Annotated in this window: 16 protein-coding genes; 10 read left to right on the forward strand and 6 right to left on the reverse strand. The window is 66.4% G+C overall.

The genetic code is table 11. The features are described from left to right. Nucleotides 1-97: 97 nt before the first annotated feature. Nucleotides 98-1,048: a LysR family transcriptional regulator gene (locus tag LMA02_RS16590; RefSeq protein WP_228908773.1), complete on the forward strand. Its 951-nt coding sequence runs from the start codon at nt 98-100 to the stop codon at nt 1,046-1,048. A 256-nt stretch (nt 1,049-1,304) separates the two neighbouring features. Here LMA02_RS16590 and LMA02_RS16595 read toward each other — a convergent pair whose 3' ends face one another. After that, the gene (locus LMA02_RS16595; RefSeq protein WP_228908774.1) at nt 1,305-2,591 is read right to left on the reverse strand and encodes an MFS transporter; all 1,287 of its coding nucleotides are present in this window, start codon (nt 2,589-2,591) and stop codon (nt 1,305-1,307) included. Between the two features lie 185 nt (nt 2,592-2,776). Here LMA02_RS16595 and LMA02_RS16600 point away from each other — a divergent pair, with 185 nt between their 5' ends. Then, nucleotides 2,777-3,463: a hypothetical protein gene (locus tag LMA02_RS16600; RefSeq protein ID WP_228908775.1), complete on the forward strand. Its 687-nt coding sequence runs from the start codon at nt 2,777-2,779 to the stop codon at nt 3,461-3,463. 307 nt (nt 3,464-3,770) lie between these two features. Then, nucleotides 3,771-4,163, forward strand: coding sequence for a BON domain-containing protein (locus tag LMA02_RS16610; protein WP_229050611.1), 393 nt, complete (start codon nt 3,771-3,773; stop codon nt 4,161-4,163). Nucleotides 4,164-4,302: 139 nt separating this feature from the next. Here LMA02_RS16610 and LMA02_RS16615 read toward each other — a convergent pair whose 3' ends face one another. Continuing rightward, nucleotides 4,303-4,458 (reverse strand): DUF3309 family protein, encoded by a 156-nt coding sequence (locus LMA02_RS16615; protein WP_228910037.1) that lies wholly within the window; start codon nt 4,456-4,458, stop codon nt 4,303-4,305. Nucleotides 4,459-4,664: 206 nt separating this feature from the next. On the opposite strand from LMA02_RS16615, the gene LMA02_RS16620 reads away from it, so the two are divergent. From LMA02_RS16620 to LMA02_RS16645, 6 genes are all read left to right on the forward strand, one after another. Beyond that, a complete protein-coding gene (locus LMA02_RS16620; protein ID WP_228908776.1) occupies nt 4,665-5,339 on the forward strand; it encodes a histidine phosphatase family protein in 675 nt (224 codons plus the stop codon). A gap of 19 nt (nt 5,340-5,358) precedes the next feature. Beyond that, complete coding sequence (locus tag LMA02_RS16625; protein ID WP_228908777.1) at nt 5,359-6,390, forward strand: phosphotransferase; 1,032 nt, start codon at nt 5,359-5,361, stop codon at nt 6,388-6,390. 58 nt (nt 6,391-6,448) lie between these two features. Continuing rightward, nucleotides 6,449-7,213, forward strand: coding sequence for an SDR family oxidoreductase (locus tag LMA02_RS16630; protein WP_228908778.1), 765 nt, complete (start codon nt 6,449-6,451; stop codon nt 7,211-7,213). 7 nt (nt 7,214-7,220) lie between these two features. After that, nucleotides 7,221-7,979 (forward strand): SDR family NAD(P)-dependent oxidoreductase, encoded by a 759-nt coding sequence (locus tag LMA02_RS16635; RefSeq protein ID WP_228908779.1) that lies wholly within the window; start codon nt 7,221-7,223, stop codon nt 7,977-7,979. 33 nt (nt 7,980-8,012) lie between these two features. Next, nucleotides 8,013-9,257, forward strand: coding sequence for an acyl-CoA dehydrogenase family protein (locus tag LMA02_RS16640; RefSeq protein ID WP_228908780.1), 1,245 nt, complete (start codon nt 8,013-8,015; stop codon nt 9,255-9,257). 79 nt (nt 9,258-9,336) lie between these two features. Beyond that, nucleotides 9,337-10,242 (forward strand): LysR family transcriptional regulator, encoded by a 906-nt coding sequence (locus LMA02_RS16645; RefSeq protein WP_228908781.1) that lies wholly within the window; start codon nt 9,337-9,339, stop codon nt 10,240-10,242. 120 nt (nt 10,243-10,362) lie between these two features. Here LMA02_RS16645 and LMA02_RS16650 read toward each other — a convergent pair whose 3' ends face one another. The 3 genes from LMA02_RS16650 to LMA02_RS16660 all read right to left on the reverse strand — a co-directional run bounded on the left by LMA02_RS16650 (nt 10,363) and on the right by LMA02_RS16660 (nt 13,912). After that, nucleotides 10,363-11,589 carry a M24 family metallopeptidase gene (locus tag LMA02_RS16650; RefSeq protein ID WP_166723396.1) on the reverse strand — a complete coding sequence of 409 codons (1,227 nt, stop codon included), beginning with the start codon at nt 11,587-11,589 and terminating at the stop codon, nt 10,363-10,365. A gap of 47 nt (nt 11,590-11,636) precedes the next feature. Beyond that, nucleotides 11,637-12,524 carry a hypothetical protein gene (locus LMA02_RS16655; RefSeq protein WP_228908782.1) on the reverse strand — a complete coding sequence of 296 codons (888 nt, stop codon included), beginning with the start codon at nt 12,522-12,524 and terminating at the stop codon, nt 11,637-11,639. 200 nt (nt 12,525-12,724) lie between these two features. Beyond that, the gene (locus tag LMA02_RS16660; RefSeq protein WP_228908783.1) at nt 12,725-13,912 is read right to left on the reverse strand and encodes a glycine betaine ABC transporter substrate-binding protein; all 1,188 of its coding nucleotides are present in this window, start codon (nt 13,910-13,912) and stop codon (nt 12,725-12,727) included. Between LMA02_RS16660 and LMA02_RS16665 the strand changes: the two genes are divergently transcribed. After that, nucleotides 13,869-14,729 carry a LysR family transcriptional regulator gene (locus LMA02_RS16665; RefSeq protein WP_228908784.1) on the forward strand — a complete coding sequence of 287 codons (861 nt, stop codon included), beginning with the start codon at nt 13,869-13,871 and terminating at the stop codon, nt 14,727-14,729. The genes LMA02_RS16660 and LMA02_RS16665 overlap by 44 nt on opposite strands. A 77-nt stretch (nt 14,730-14,806) precedes the next feature. Here the strand turns inward: LMA02_RS16665 and LMA02_RS16670 are convergent, their stop codons facing one another. Next, on the reverse strand, nt 14,807-15,940 hold the full coding sequence (locus LMA02_RS16670) for a J domain-containing protein (RefSeq protein WP_228908785.1): 1,134 nt from the start codon (nt 15,938-15,940) through the stop codon (nt 14,807-14,809). Between the last annotated feature and the right edge of the window lie 8 nt (nt 15,941-15,948).

A 15,948-nucleotide genomic window follows, 5' to 3' on the forward strand; every position in this document is an offset into this window, starting at 1 on the left:
GGCGCGGGGCCGTTGGTCTATGGGGTTCATGCTAGGTAGACGGAATGAGTCGGTAAATTGAAAACTCTTGATGAATCGATAACCTGGAGTAATCGAAATGGGCTCGATCGATCGACGAGACTCGACTCCCCAATTGCTGAACCGGCTGCGGATGCGGCAGATCGCGCTGCTGCTCGCGGTGGATGAATGCTCGACGCTGCGCGGGGCCGCCGGGCAGCTGGGCCTCACGCAGCCGGCCGCGACGAAGATGCTGGCCGAGCTGGAAAGCGCGCTCGGCCAGCGGCTGTTCGACCGCGTCGGGCGCGGACTCGTGCTGAACCCGGCCGGCGAGCGCGTGCTCGGCTATTTCCGCGGGATTCGCGGCAGCATGGAGGCGCTCAATCGCGAGCTGGGCGAGCTGCAGCTCGGCAGCGCGGGGCGGCTTGCGATCGGCAGCATCATGGCCGCGTCGCCGGGGCGGCTCACCGAGGCGCTGGTGCAGTTGAAGGCGCGCTATCCGCTGCTCGCGATCGACATCGCGGTCGATACCAGCGACCGGCTGATGCCGCAGTTGCGCGAAGGCGTGCTCGAAGTGGTGATCGGACGCAACGTCGGCACCGATTGCGACTTCCGCGTGGTGGACGACGAGGCGCTCGCGATCATCGCGGGCCGCGACCATCCGCTCGCCGGCGCCGGGCCGGTCGCATTCGACGCGCTGCTCGATTACACGTGGATCCTGCAGCCGGCCGGCAGCCCGGCGCGCGAGGTCGTCGAGCGCGAATTCCGTGCGCGTCACCAGCCGATGCCGCGCGGGCTGGTCGAGACGGGCTCGATCCTGACGACGATGAACCTCGTCGACCGTTCGCACATGCTCGGCGTGATTCCGCTGACGGTCGCGCGGCGCAACGCGGAGCACGGGCTCGTGGCGATCCTCGATTACGAGCTGGACCAGAAGCTGCCGTCGTACGGGAGTCTCGTGCGGCGCGACCGGCCGCTGAGCATTCCCGCGCAGCAGTTTCTCGCGCTGTTCCACCGGGAAGGCGGGCCGGGCGATGACGGCGGCGCGTAACGGCGCGGTTTGCCAGCCGAGGCGGCCGAGCCAGCCGCGCCAGCCGAGGCGACCGAACCAGCCGAATCAGCCGAGCTGGCCGAGCCAGCCAAGCACGCCGAACAAGCCGCGTCGGCCGCGTTGGCCGAATCAGCCGAACCAGCCGAACCAGCCGAACCAGCCGAACCACCCGAGGCACCACCATCGCGGAACGCAGTGAAGCGCGACGGCGACGCTGGCGAGACGGGGGAGGCAGGCGAACCCGAAGCGAACGGCTTCAGCGCGCCGACGGCGCGGCCGGCGCTTCGGCGAGCGGCGGCGTCGCTTCCGACAACGCGCGATCCGGCCGGATCCGCAGCGCGGCGACGATGCCGATCAGCAGCATCGCGACCGACCCGACGAACGGCACCGTCCAGCTGCCGGTGTGATCGACGAGATAGCCGAACAGGATCGGCGACAGGATCCCCGCGATCGCCGAACCCGCGTTCATCATCCCGCTCGCGATGCCCGCGTGTTGCGGTGCGATGTCGCTCGGCACGGCCCAGATCGGCCCGATCGTCAGTTCGAGGCACAGGAACGACCCGGACAGGCACAGCGCGATGCCGGCCGTCGAATGCACGAACGCGAGCGGCAGCAGGCAGACGAGCGCGCCGGTGAAACTCGCGACGATCACGCTCTGGCGCGACAGCGCGAGGTTGCCGGTCTTGCGATAGATGCGGTCGCATAGCCAGCCGCCGAGCGTGTCGCCGACCACGCCCGCGAAGAACACGCCGGACGCGAACAGTGCGGTCGATTTCAAGTTCAGGCCCTGGCCGTTCAGGAAGAAGGTCGGCAGCCACGTGAAGAACAGCCACGCGGTCCAGCCGTAGCAGAAGTACACGAAGATCGTGGGCGCCATCCGGCGGAACAGCGGCCCCCACGGCGTCGGGCCGGACGACGGTGCCGGGCGGGCGGCGGCAGCGGTGTGCGTACGGCTGTTGCCGTCGCCTTCTCCGCGCGGGTACTCGCGGAAGCCGACGACCCACCACACGAGCCACACCAGCGTTACCGCACCGATCACGAAGAATGCCGCGCGCCACGACAGCCACGTCATCAGCGCGGCGACGATCGGCGGCGTGACCGCGTTGCCGAGCCGCGAGAACGAATGCGTGAAGCCCTGCACGACGCCGCGCCGTTCACGCGAGAACCAGTGCGTGATCGCGCGGGCCTGGGCGGGCAGCGTGGCGCCTTCGCCGATCCCGAGCAGCAGGCGCGCGGCAAACAGCAACGCGAGGCTGTGCACGAGCCCGGTCATGAACGTCGAGGCGACCCAGATCAGCCCGCAGCCGATCAGCGTGATGCGGGCGCCGAAGCGGTCGGCGATCCAGCCGCCGCCGATCTGGCAGATTGCATACGAATACGCGAACGCGGAAAATGCGACGCCAAGTTCGGTATTCGACAGGCCGAGCTCGGCCTTGATCGCGCCGGCCGCGGTCGCGAGGTTCACGCGGTCGACGTAGAGGATGAACGAAAGCGCGCACAGCAGCCACAGCGTGTGGCGCCGTTGACGGTGATCGGTCGGCATGTGTCTCACTCCATTTTTCGTGCGCGGCGTTGCAATGACGCAGCGTTCACTGGCGGGGCCAGCATCGCGCGCAGGAGGATGCACCGTCTAATGAATCTTTGGGATCAATCGATAACCCCAGGTATTCATTCCTGTTTCAGCCGCGTCAACCGTACCAGACGCAACGGAACACCACAGGTGAAGAATTGACCGACGACGAAAAACTTTCGCTTCACCGGGAGAGCCGCTTCTGGCAACTGCCAATGGTGAGAGGGTGGATCCAGGGGCATGGCCGCGACGGCTATTCGTTCCGTCTGCTGCTGTGGCCGCCGGTGATCGTGTTCGTGCTCGAATTCATCTGCATGATCTTCGACGCGTTGTACACCAGCATCGGCATCAGCGGCGTCGCGACGCTGTTCCTTGGCTTCGCCGGGTACCACGGCGCGCAGCGCGAATGGCTGGTGCCGTCCGCGACCGCGCGCGCGCTCGTGAAGGCACGCATGAAGAAGGCGGCCGAGCGGTTCTCGTCGCTCGGCGTGGGCGCGACCGTGCTCGCGATCTTCGTCGCCGCGACGTCGCTGTCGCTCGTGTTGTCGGGGCAGCCGGTGCTGGACAGTGTATCGAAGGACGCGGTGTCGATCTTCATCGCGCTGGTGTTCCTGCCCGTGTACGTGTCCGGCGCGGTGCGCAAGCTGGCGATCGCGCGGATCGAGGAGCTGGAGGCGCTGCGCAACGCGACCGTCGGTACCCGCCTGAAATTCGACCGGGCCGGCGCCGTGCGCGCGGTGGTCGTGCGGGGCGCGGCGGGGAAAGGGACGGTGTCCGTCATCGCGTACACGGTGCTCGGGTTCAGCCCGCCGCTCGAACAGGTCGGGCGCGAACCGCGCCCGTGACGGCGCGAACGCGGCAGGTTCTGCGGGGATGCGCATGGCGGCGCGCGTTTTCCCGCAGCGCTGGCGGCGCCTGGCGGATGCGGACCGAGTCGCCGCGCATACGGCGTGTATCGACATCGAGCACCGAATGCTGGCCGGCGGCGGCCTGCAGCGCAGGTTCGAACACGTCGACCATCGCGCGCGCATCCGATGCGAGATCGGTGTCGCGGATCGCGATGCTCAAGTAGCCGCATCCTCGCGTCGCGGCTCGGCGTGCTGGCCGGCGCTCGGCGATTTTCCCCGTTCGTTCCCGTTGAGGAGAAATCCGATGAAGCACCATTTTGCAATCGTCGTTGCAGGTTTCGTCGCGCTGTCGCCGATGGCTGGCCATGCACAGTCCGCCGCTGCTGCCGTTACCGCTACCGCGTCCGCCGCGCCGGCTGTTGCACCGTCGAACGCGTCGCCGCGGGCGGCGAAGAAAGCCGAGCGCGCGGCCGACCGCGCGTTCGCGAAGAAGGTGCGCCAGGCAATCGGGAAAGCGCACGGCATCGGCAATGCGCAAGTCACCGTGTTCGCCAAGGCGAAGACGGGCGACGTGACGCTGGCCGGGTCGATCTCCGACGAATCCCAGGACCGGGTCGCGGTGGACGCGGCCCGCCAGGTGCCAGGAGTGACGTCGGTGACGAGCCGCCTTCAGTTGCGCCTGGAGGGCGGCCAGTAACGCGCGGCGCCCGCCGCGCGCCCGTTCCGGCCCCTTTGTGTAAAGAATCCACGGCGAGGATTCGGAAAGGCGCACAGGCGGGCGGGGCGGAGGCGTGCCGCCCGAGGCGTTTCCCGCCGTCAGCAGGCGGCGGAAACCGTCAGATGCGCCCCAGCAACACCAGTATCACGACGATGAGGACGACCAGCCCGACCGTGCCCGATGGCCAGTAACCCCAGCTTCGGCTGTGCGGCCATGCAGGAAATGCTCCGATGAGCAGCAGAATCAGAACGATGATAAGGATCGTACCGAGCATCGCACCCTCCTGAACGTGGTGATAGGACGGTGCCTGCTGACGCAATTCGCGTGCCGCGACGCAGGCCAAGACGAAAGTCGTTGCAAGCGCATTGTTTGAAACCGTGGAATTCATTTCATGAATACTGACCGATTCAAAAAATAAATTTCAAAAATGTAAGCCCGCTCGCTATGCTGGGCCTTCGGTTCCATTCAGGCGGACATGCAATGGCTGAACTCTTTCTGGTACGGCACGGGCAGGCGTCGTTCGGCACGGACGACTACGACCGGCTGTCCCCTTCCGGCGAGCAGCAGGGCGTCTGGCTCGGCGAGTACTTCGCACGGCAGGGCCTGACGTTCGACCGCGTGATCTGCGGCACGATGAACCGGCATGCGCAAACGGTCGACGCGATCCTGCGCGGGATGGGCCGCGAAGGCGCGCCGGTCGACCGCCATCCGGGCCTGAACGAATACGACTTCCACGGGCTGTTCGCGGCGGCGGCCAGCGACTATCCGGAGATCGCGCGGCTTGCGGCCGGCTCGATGAAGGAGCACTTTCGCGCGCTGCGACAGGTGCTGCATCTGTGGGCCGACGACAAGCTCGGCGACACCGCGCCCGAAACCTGGGCCCATTTCCAGCAGCGCGTCGCCGACGCGCGCGCCGCGATCCGCCACGGCGGCAGCCAGCGCGTGCTCGCGGTGAGCTCCGGCGGCCCGATCGCGGTGACGGTGCAGCAGGTGCTCGCCGCGCCGCCGTCGAGCGCGATCGCGCTGAACCTGCAGATCCGCAACAGCAGTCTTTCGCAGTTTTTCTTCAACGCCGAAGCGTTCCACCTGGCGTCGTTCAACGGCATCCCACATCTCGAGGATCCCGAACGACATGCGTGGCGCACCTACGGCTGACCCACGAACGATCGCGACGATGACGAACCCTACCCAGCCCCTCGACGTAGCCCGCCTCACGCACTATCTGGAAGCGCACGTGCCGGGTTTCGACGGCCCGCTCGACATGGAGAAGTTTGCCGGCGGCCAGTCGAACCCGACCTTCCTGCTGCATGCGAAGAGCGGCCGCTACGTGCTGCGCCGCCAGCCGCCCGGCGAACTGCTGAAATCCGCGCACGCGGTCGATCGCGAATTCCGCGTGCTCACCGCGCTGTCGGGCACCGCGGTGCCGGTCGCGCATCCGTATCACCTCTGCGAAGACCGCGACGTGATCGGCAGCCTGTTCTACGTGATGAGCTTCGAGGACGGCCGGATCTTCTGGGATCCGGCGCTGCCGGAACTGCCGAAGGCCGATCGGGCGATCTGCTACGACGCACTGCTGCGCACGATGGCCGCGCTGCACGACGTGGACGTCGACGCGGTCGGCCTTGCCGACTACGGCCGCCCCGGCAACTACTTCGAGCGCCAGATCGGCGTGTGGACGAAGCAGTATCGCGCGGCGGAAACGGAGCGCCTCGACGGGATGGAGGCGCTGATCGACTGGCTGCCGAAGGCGTGCCCGGAGGACACGGGCCGGCCCGCGCTGGTGCACGGCGATTTCCGGATCGACAACGTGATGTTCGCGCACGACGACTATCGCGTGCAGGCCGTGCTCGACTGGGAGCTGTCGACGCTCGGCAATCCGCTCGCCGATCTCGCGTACTTCTGCATGTGCCTGCGGTTGCCGTCGGGCGGCCAGGTGCGCGGGCTCGCGGGCCAGGATCGTGCCGAACTCGGCATTCCCGACGAAGCGGCGATCGTCGCGCGCTATTGCGAACTGCGCGGCATCGAGCCGATCCGCGACTGGCATTTCTATCTCGCGTTCAGTTTCTTCCGGCTCGCGGCGATCGCGCAGGGCGTGAAGGCGCGCGCGCTGCAGGGCAACGCATCGAGCGAGCAGGCGCTGCGCGTGGGCGCGATGGCCGGGCGGCTGGCCGAAATGGCCGTCGGCGTGATCGACGCGCATCGCTGAGATTGCCGACATCGCCGAGCGACGGCACGACAACATATCAATGGAGGAGCACAGCAACATGGCAACGAATCTGTTCGACCTGACGGGCAAGATCGCGCTGGTGACGGGCGCGAGCCGCGGCATCGGCGAGGAAATCGCGAAGCTGCTCGCAGAGCAGGGCGCGCACGTGATCGTGTCGAGCCGCAAGCTCGACGACTGCCAGGCGGTCGCGGACGCGATCGTCGCGGCGGGCGGCCGCGCCGAGGCGCTGGCCTGTCACGTCGGGCGGCTCGAAGACATCGCCGCGACGTTCGAGACGATCCGCGGCAAGCACGGCCGGCTCGATATCCTCGTGAACAACGCGGCCGCGAACCCGTATTTCGGGCACATCCTCGATACCGATCTTGCCGCGTATGAAAAGACCGTCGATGTGAACATTCGCGGCTACTTCTTCATGTCGGTCGAGGCCGGCAAGCTGATGAAGGCGCAGGGCGGCGGCGCGATCGTCAACACCGCGTCGGTGAACGCGCTGCAGCCGGGCGACCGGCAGGGCATCTATTCGATCACGAAGGCGGCCGTCGTCAACATGACGAAGGCGTTCGCGAAGGAGTGCGGGCCGTTCGGCATCCGCGTGAACGCGCTGCTGCCGGGCCTCACGAAGACGAAGTTCGCCGGCGCGCTGTTCGCCGACAAGGACATCTACGAAAGCTGGAAGGCGAAGATCCCGCTGCGCCGCCACGCGGAGCCGCGCGAGATGGCCGGCACCGTGCTGTATCTCGTGTCGGATGCGGCGAGCTACACCAACGGCGAATGCATCGTCGTCGACGGCGGCCTGACGATCTGAGCGCGCGATGAAACTCGACAGCTATGCGGGGCAGGCCGTGATGATCACCGGCGCCGCGAGCGGCTTCGGCGCGCTGCTCGCGAGCGAGCTGGCCACGATGGGCGCGCGGCTCGCGCTCGGCGACCTGAACGACGACGCGCTCGAACGCGTGGCCGCGCCGCTGCGCGCGGCCGGCGCCGACGTGATCGCGCAGCGCTGCGACGTGCGCATCGAAGCTGACGTGGCATCGCTGGTGCAGGCGGCCGCCGCGCGCTTCGGGCGGCTCGACGTCGGCATCAACAACGCGGGCATCGCACCGCCGATGAAGGCGCTGATCGACACCGACGAAGCCGATCTCGACCTGAGCTTCGCGGTGAACGCGAAAGGCGTCTTCTTCGGGATGAAGCACCAGATCCGCCAGATGCTCGCGCAGCGCGAAGGCGTGATCCTGAACGTCGCGTCGGTAGCCGGGCTCGGCGGCGCGCCGAAGCTGGCGGCCTATGCGGCGTCGAAGCATGCGGTGGTCGGGCTCACGAAGACGGCCGCGCTCGAATACGCGCGCCACGGCATTCGCGTGAACGCGGTGTGCCCGTTCTACAGCACGACGCCGATGGTCACCGACAGCGATATCGGCGACCGCCAGGACTTTCTCGCGCAGGGCTCGCCGATGAAGCGGCTCGGCCGGCCCGACGAAATCGTCGCGACGATGCTGATGCTGTGCGCGAAGGAAAACACTTATCTGACCGGGCAGGCCGTCGCCGTCGACGGCGGTGTCTCGGCCTTCTGACCGAACCGAACACGCAATCTCGAGGAGTCGATCATGGACTTTGGCTACACCCCGAAAGTGGAAGCGCTGCGCGAACGCGTGCATGCGTTCATGGACGCGCACATCGTGCCGCGCATCCGCCAGTGGAACGACGAAGTGCACGCGGGCCAGTATCCCGTGTCGTTCATGGAGGAGCTGAAGGAACGCGCGAAGGCGGAAGGGCTGTGGAACCTGTTCCTGCCGCACCTGAAGGACGACGAGCCCGGCACGGGCCTGACCAACCTCGAATACGCGCCGCTCGCCGAGATCATGGGGCGCGTGAGCTGGGCGTCGGAAGTGTTCAACTGCAACGCGCCGGACACCGGCAACATGGAACTGCTGCACATGTTCGCGACGCCCGAGCAGCGCGAACAGTGGCTGCTGCCGCTGCTGCGCGGCGAGATCCGTTCGGCATTCGCGATGACGGAGCCCGACGTGGCCTCGTCGGATGCGACGAACATCACGACGCGCATCCGGCGCGACGGCGACGAGTACGTGATCAACGGCCGCAAGTGGTTCATCACGAACGCCGCGCATCCGAACTGCAAGATCTTCATCGTGATGGGCAAGACCGATCCCGATGCCGAGTCGCACCAGCAGCAGAGCATGATCCTCGTGCCGCGCGACACGCCGGGCGTGACGATCGTGCGCAACATCACGGTGGTCAACCACTACGCGCCGGAAGGGCACTGCGAGATCACGTTCGACAACGTGCGCGTGCCGGCGCGCAACCTGCTCGGCGAGGAGGGCAGCGGCTTCGCGCTCGCGCAGGCGCGCCTCGGGCCGGGCCGCATCCATCACTGCATGCGTTCGATCGGCGCGGCCGAGCTGGCGCTGGAACTGATGGTCGACCGCGCGCAGTCGCGCGAGGCGTTCGGCAAGCCGCTGAATCGTCACGGCACGGTCGGCGAATGGATCGCGCGTTCGCGCATCGAGATCGACCAGGCGCGCCTGCTGGTGCTGAAGGCCGCGTGGATGATCGACAAGGTCGGCGCGAAGGCCGCGCGCAAGGAAATCTCGATGATCAAGGCGCTCGTGCCGACCGTGTACACGGACGTATGCGACCGCGCGATGCAGGTGTTCGGCGCGATGGGCCTGAGCCCCGATACGCCGCTCGCCGACATGTGGACCTGGGGCCGCGCGCTGCGCTTCGCCGACGGCCCGGACGAGGTGCACCTGCAGGCGATCGCGCGGATGGAGATCAAGGACGCCGTGCGCGGGTCGACCGAGCCGTACCTGACGCGGCCGCCGCGCGGCTGAGCATCGCGTCGCGATGCGCGGGGCCGGCATGGACGAACAGATGGCGCACGCCGTAACATGCCGGCAAGGAGATCCGGCGATGCGCCTTTCGAAGATTGATCTGAACCTGTTCGTCGTATTCGAGGCGATCTACAACAAGCGCAACCTGACGCGCGCGGCCGAGGTGCTGAACCTCACGCAGCCGGCCGTCAGCAACGCGCTCGCGCGGCTGCGCAAGACGCTGAACGATCCGCTGTTCGTCAGCACGCCGGCCGGGATGATGCCGACCCCGATGGCCGAGAACATCGTCGGCCGCGTGCGCGAGGCGCTGCAACTGCTCGATTCGAGCGCGCACGAAGGCGACGTGTTCGATCCGGCCTCGTCCGAGCGCGTGTTCCGGCTCAGCATGAGCGACCTGACCGAAGCGCTGCTGCTGCCCGCGCTCGGCGAGTTGCTGCAAACACATGCGCCGGGCATGCACGTGCGCAGCTACACGATGGACCGCCGCGAAGTCGCGACCGCGCTCGCGAACGGCTCGGTCGACATCGCGATCGACGCGCCGCTGATCGGCGATCCGCATCTGCACCAGGCGCTGCTCGTGCGCGACCGCTACGCATGCATGATCCGCGACGATCACCCGTTCAACGGCGACACGCTGACCATGGACGACTACCTGTCGATGGGGCACATCCACGTGTCGAGCCGCCGCAAGGGCAGCGGGCACGTCGACGCGGAGCTGACGCGCCTGGGGCTGCGCCGCAACATCCAGATGCGCGTGCAGCATTACATGGTCGCGCCGCTGATCGCGATGCGCGGCGATCTCGCGCTGACGGCGCCGCTGCGGCTGCTGCGGCGCTATCCGGCCCGGATCCTCGAGCTGCCGTTCGAGATGCCCGGGCTCGAATACTTCTGCTACTGGCATCGCAGCGCCGATCAGGACCAGGGCAGTCAGTGGCTGCGCGAACAGTTGATGACGCTGATGGGCGGGATGGGCGAGCCGCGGTGATGCAGGCGGGCCGCGCCTGCGTCTCGTGCTTTTCGGCACGCGCGTGCCGTACCTGACGCTCATCGCGTTCGATCGTTCGCTGGCGGGCGCGGCGTAGCGGCGGCAGCGGGCTTGCCGCTGCTACGCGAGCAGGCGCGCTTCGAACGGGTAGTCGGACAACAGCTCGACCTGCCCGTCGTCACGCACGTACACCTGCTCTTCGAGCTTCACGCCCTCGCCCCCGGCTTCGTGACCGATGTAGCTCTCGATGCACAGCGTCATGCCGGGCTCGATCACGCCGTCATAACCCTTTGCATCGCTATCCTCACGATGGACGATATAGGGATACTCGCCGGTCATCCCGACGCCGTGCGCGAGCGCGAAATAGCGGCGCGCGCGATACGGCTGCGGGATTTTCCATGCTTTCGCGATGAATTCCTGAAACGTCGTGCCGGCCTTCACGTTTTCCATGTTGGCGTGGATCTGATCGTACGCGAGCCGGTAGAGGTTCTTCTGCGCGTCGGTCGCCGGGCCGTCGCCGCACAGGAACGTGCGGGAAAAGTCCGCGTAGTAGCCGAACCGGCCGACAACGTCGGTATCAAGCCCGACCAGCTCGCCCGCCTGGATCTTGCGCGGGCTGCTCTCCTGGAACCACGGGTTCGTGCGCGGCCCCGAACTGATCAGCCGAGTCTCCACGTAGTCGCCGTCCGTTGCGATCACGTGTTGATGAAGATGCGACCACAGTTCGTTTTCGCTGATGCCCGGCACGAGCGCGGCCTCGAGCTTGCGTACCCCCGCTTCCGCCGCGCGCAGCGACGCGCGGATCATCTTGATTTCGTTCGGCACCTTGATTGCGCGTGCGCGCTCGAGCGGTTCCTGTGCATCGGAGATCTCGTAGCCGCGCGCCTGAAGTGCGAACGCGGCCGCGGATGTCGCGCTTTCGATCGCGATGCGCTTGCCGCCGCCCGATGCACGAACGAGCGCGTCGATTTCGTCTGCCCATCGTTCGGTAACCTGACGAAGCATGTCGTCACAGAAGTAGTACGAAATAGCGGTCGCCGGACGAACCTCGTCGACCGTATCGAGCCCGTCGGCAAGAAACTCGCAGCCGGCGTACTCGAACAGCACGACCTTGCCTTCGGCCGGCACGAACAGGTATCGCGCCGGATTGCGCATCGAGTACACCTGCATGTTGCGCGACCCCGTCGCATAGCGCATGTGGGTCGGGTCGAACAGGACGGCGGCGCTCAGGTCTCGCTTCTTCAGTTCGCGGCGAACCGCGGCGAGCCGGTCTCGCTGGATCTGCGCGATCTCGTCGGCGGTCGGTTCGCAATCTTCCGGACGGTGGGTCGGTCTGAGGATGGACATGGTATCGGGAATCGGGTTTCGAATGGAAGCGGGCGGAGCATGACGGATCAGTCGACAAGGCCGTCGGCGCGGACGAGCCGTTGTTCGGCCTCGAGATGCATTTCCGAGACACGGCCGTACAACTGGCGTGTGCGCTCGAGGCGGCCGATCACGCCGGGCTTCTTCGAGTACGCGAAGATCGCCGTGTGACGCTCGCGCTCGCCCTCGACTCGCGCGACGCGATGCAGCGAGAAGCGGCCCTTGAACAGTTGCAGATCCCCCGGGCGCAACGTGATCACGCGGACCGGCGCGCGTGTCTCGCCGCGTACGACGCGCCCGACCTCGTTGTAGTTCTCGCCTTCCGGCGAGCGGATACCGGGGCAGTACTCGAAGTCGCCGCCGGCGGCCGGTTGCTGGGTCATCATCGACACGATGAATTCGTTCGTGTCGTAGTGCCACGGCTGCTCCGTGCCGGGCGGCAGCACGTTTTGCACGAGGCCGGCGTACGGATCCGCGTACTCCCATACGCGCGCCTCGCCGAGGCATGCGGCGATGAAGGATTTCATCGACTGGGCAACGTACAGGCGATGAATGATTGCGTCGGCCGGAATGACGTCGCGCGTGACGAAGCCGCTGGTGCGATCCATGAACACGCGGCGAGGATCGTCGGCCGGCAGCGACGGATCGTCGGCCGTGAAATACGCATTGACCTTGCGGTGCGAGTAGAACGTCTTCGCCGCCAGCGCGCGGCCCTCGGCGCGCGCCCGTTCGAGAGCGGCCGGCCGCAGGAAATCGTGCAGCACGGCGCTGCCGTGGCCCGCGAGTTCTTCGCGGCAGGCCGCTATCAACTCGCGCATCCGGGGATGATCCGGGGCGTGCAGCGGATAGCGGTCGGTATCGACGATGTCGCCGAGGTCCATACATTCGGCATCGGCAAGCGGCAGGTTGACGGTCATGTTTTGACTCCAGGAAGGGAAATGCATCGGCACGGTCGCGGCGCGGGATGCTTGCCGCGGATATCGATCATCTTTCGTCAACCAGAATGTTTCAGGAAACGAGTTATTCCGATTGCCCAAGCGGAACCGTCAATGAATACGCCGGCAGGCACGCCGTGCGGCGGCCACGGCAGACCGCGCACGGTTGCCCGGTTCGGCACCTAGCGCAGCCATGCGTCGACGCGCTCGCGGTTTGCCGCGATCCAGCGGGCGACGCCCTTCTGCGGGTCGGCATCGCCCTCCGCGCGAATGTCGTTCATCAGCGAGCCGAGCGTCTGGTCGTCCATCTTCCAGGCACCGAGCCAGTGCGAGATATCCGGATGCGCGCGGCCGAATCCGGCGGTCGCGATCGCGTAGATCGCATCCGGCTGCCCGAACACCTGCTTCGGGTCCTTCAGGTAGTGCATCGGATACTTCGCCCAGACCCAGTGCGGATTCCACAGCGTGACCACGATCGGCTCGCGACGCTTTGCTGCACGTTCGAGCGCAAGCAGCATCGCGGCCTCGGATGACGGCAGCACCGTGTAGTTGAGCCCATACGCGGTGCGCGCCTGGGCCGTCAGTTTCATCAGGCCGCTGCCCGGTTCGATGCCGAAGATCATCGGCTTGCCATCGTGCTGGAACTGCGCGGCGCGTGCATTCAACTGGTCGACGCTGTCGACGTCGACATAGTCCGGCACGGCGAGGCCCAGCTGCGCGCGCGGAAACCAGGGTCCGATCTTTTCGACTCGCGATTTCACGCTGTCATAGGGGGCGGCATCCGCCGACGGCAGCCAGACTTCGAACGTGAGGTCGAGCTTGCCTTGCGCGACAGCGCTGTAAATGATCGCCTTGTCGCCCGGTCGCAGCGAGACCGTGTAGCCTTTTTGCGCGAGCAGTGCCTTCCACAGGTTCGCAACCGCGATATTTTCGGCCCAGTTGTTCACGCCGATCGTGATCGTGCGGTCGTCGGCTGCGGTTGCGGGATGAGCGCCGGCGATCAGGCCGGTGAGCAGAATCAGCCGGGGCAGCAAGCGGCCGGCGCGACGGAGGATCGGGCGGAAAAGACGATGGAAAAATAATGAGGGGATCATGTGCGAATCTCGTTTTCGATAAGGTGGACGAGGGCGCGCGATACGGGCTGCATCGCGCCGGGCGAGTCGGGCCGTGTCGGATCGGCGAAGGTTGTGAGCGGAATTATTTTGATCAATAATCGGCTCGCTCACCGCCATCTTTCGGACGTCAAATTCTTTTTGAAAACGAGTAATTTCGATGGCTTCTATCAGCGGACCCGATTGGTCGAAACTCAGCTCGCTGGATCCGGAATTGATTCGCGCGTTTGTCGCGGTGGTGGATACGGGCGGCTTCACGTCCGCTGCGAGGCAGTTGCACCGGACGCAATCGACGATCAGTCTGCGGATCCGCACGCTCGAGGAGCGGCTCGGCACGCCCCTCGTCCTGCGTGGCGGCCGCCGGCTCGCGTTGTCGCGCGATGGCGAGAATTTCCTGATTCACGCGCGCCGGATCATTCAGGTCCAAAGCGAGGCGATTGCCGCACTGAATCGAAGCAGTTCGTCGCAGCGTGTCATTCGTTTCGGATTGCCTGAGGATTACGCGGAGCTTTGGCTGCCGGACTTGCTGAAGCGCTTCCATGAATTGCGGCCCGGCGTGCAGCCGCACATTCATTGCCGGATGTCGCTCGAACTGCTCGACCGCCTGAATGCGGGCGAGCTCGACCTCGCGCTGGTTGTCCGGCATGGGCCGCGCCCCGGTGGTCACCCGCTCGGCAGTGAGTCGGTCGTGTGGGCCGCGCATCGGGATTTTCGGCTCGACCAGCAAGCCTCGGTACCGCTCGCGCTGTTTCCCGAAACCTGTTGTTATCGGCAGCGCGGGCTCGCGGCGCTCGCCGATATCGATCGGCCGTGTCATATCGTCTATACGAGCCAAAGCCCCACGGGGATCCGGATCGCGGTCAATCACCGTGCGGCGGTGACCATCATCGACCGTTGCACGTTGCCCGCCAACTGGCGGGTGCTCGACGCGAACGACGGGTTGCCGCCGCTGCCGCCCGCCGATCTCGAACTGCATCTCTCGTCCGGAATTCACGATCCGTCGACCGACGATCTGGCGGCGCTGATCGCATCGATGGTCGAGGAGCGGCGGCGCTCGCCGGTCGAGGCAGCCTGACGCCGGCTCCGCGGCCCGCATCGCTGTCGCGTCAGACCGGCTACGCGCCCGACGTCCTGCGGGGTGGGCGACTGGACCTAGTACGGATTGTCGTCAAAGCGTGACGATGCCGGCCGGCGCTTCATGTCTTTCAGCCAGTCCTTGACCTTGTCCGGATCCTCGAACTCGCGCAGCGCCACGGCGAGATCCTGATTGCCGCGCTGCATGCCGGCAATGTCGCGCGTGAGTATGCGGATGACGGTATCGGGCGCGACCTTGGTGGACGACGCGATGCCGTACGTGCGCCGGAAATCGTTCTCGACGTGCTGGATCTCCTGGTCGAGCTCACGGAGTTGTTCCTCCAGGATGCCGTTGTAGCGCGTGAGCCGCGCTTCGCTGAGCCCGTCGATCGCACGCCGGTCGATCTGCTCGATCTCCAGCTGCAGTTCCAGCAGCTGCAGCAGATTGCCCTTCGCATAAGCGTGGTTGACCCGCTGCATCAGCACGGTCTTGCGTTCCTGCTCGCGCGGATCGGTTTCGCGATCGGGATGCAGTGCGCTGGCGAGCTTGCGATAGATCTCGCGGATCGACTTGTTCGATTCGGCCTGCTCGGCTTCGATCCTGGCCTGCGCGGCCGATTGCTTCGGCGCTTTCTTGCGCTTCGCGCGCTGGGCCTCGCGGGCTGCGTGAGCGGCCATGTCGCGCTCGAACTGTGCGTCGAGTTCGGCCTGCATCCGCTCGGCGAGTTCGTCGGGGGACAGCGAGTCGAGATCCTCTGGCGATTGCGATTGCGGTTCGGGTTCCCGTGCCGGTTTCGTCCGCTTGGGATCGGGCTCGGCCGCCGCGTTGCCGACGTTCGCGGATCCGACATGCCGGTTGTAAATGATCTTCAGCGTCGCGTCGTCGCTGACCTGCATTAAATCGCGCACCATATCGGCGATCAGGTCGGACAGCGTGCGTTGCTCGGCCTTGCTCAAGCCCTTCTGCAGGAACGCGTCGTCGAGCAGGTGGATCAGTTTGATCCGCAGCGCCGTCGATTCCTGTTCGAGCGGCAACAGCGCGTCGACGAACTTCTTCTGAAACGCCGGCATTACGGCATCCCACGCGCCGAGATGCTCGCGCCGCTTCTCGATCTGCTTGACGAGCGTATTGAACGTTTTCTGGGCTTTCGACAGGCTGGCTGTCTCGTGACCGGGCGCGATGGCGACCGCGGCACCGCGACGTGTGGTCATGTGAGTAT

Source organism: Burkholderia sp. B21-005 (assembly GCF_020843965.1).
Lineage (GTDB): Bacteria > Pseudomonadota > Gammaproteobacteria > Burkholderiales > Burkholderiaceae > Burkholderia > Burkholderia ambifaria.

Bases quoted from the DNA above. Each gene is read 5' to 3' on its own strand.
- LMA02_RS16595 (WP_228908774.1), bottom strand. From the start codon at position 2,591: ATGCCGACCGATCACCGTCAACGGCGCCACACGCTGTGGCTGCTGTGC.
- LMA02_RS16670 (WP_228908785.1), bottom strand. From the start codon at position 15,940: ATGACCACACGTCGCGGTGCCGCGGTCGCCATCGCGCCCGGTCACGAG.
- LMA02_RS16635 (WP_228908779.1), top strand. From the start codon at position 7,221: ATGAAACTCGACAGCTATGCGGGGCAGGCCGTGATGATCACCGGCGCC.
- LMA02_RS16610 (WP_229050611.1), top strand. From the start codon at position 3,771: ATGAAGCACCATTTTGCAATCGTCGTTGCAGGTTTCGTCGCGCTGTCG.
- LMA02_RS16640 (WP_228908780.1), top strand. From the start codon at position 8,013: ATGGACTTTGGCTACACCCCGAAAGTGGAAGCGCTGCGCGAACGCGTG.
- LMA02_RS16615 (WP_228910037.1), bottom strand. From the start codon at position 4,458: ATGCTCGGTACGATCCTTATCATCGTTCTGATTCTGCTGCTCATCGGA.
- LMA02_RS16620 (WP_228908776.1), top strand. From the start codon at position 4,665: ATGGCTGAACTCTTTCTGGTACGGCACGGGCAGGCGTCGTTCGGCACG.
- LMA02_RS16630 (WP_228908778.1), top strand. From the start codon at position 6,449: ATGGCAACGAATCTGTTCGACCTGACGGGCAAGATCGCGCTGGTGACG.
- LMA02_RS16650 (WP_166723396.1), bottom strand. From the start codon at position 11,589: ATGTCCATCCTCAGACCGACCCACCGTCCGGAAGATTGCGAACCGACC.
- LMA02_RS16655 (WP_228908782.1), bottom strand. From the start codon at position 12,524: ATGACCGTCAACCTGCCGCTTGCCGATGCCGAATGTATGGACCTCGGC.
- LMA02_RS16625 (WP_228908777.1), top strand. From the start codon at position 5,359: ATGACGAACCCTACCCAGCCCCTCGACGTAGCCCGCCTCACGCACTAT.
- LMA02_RS16645 (WP_228908781.1), top strand. From the start codon at position 9,337: ATGCGCCTTTCGAAGATTGATCTGAACCTGTTCGTCGTATTCGAGGCG.
- LMA02_RS16590 (WP_228908773.1), top strand. From the start codon at position 98: ATGGGCTCGATCGATCGACGAGACTCGACTCCCCAATTGCTGAACCGG.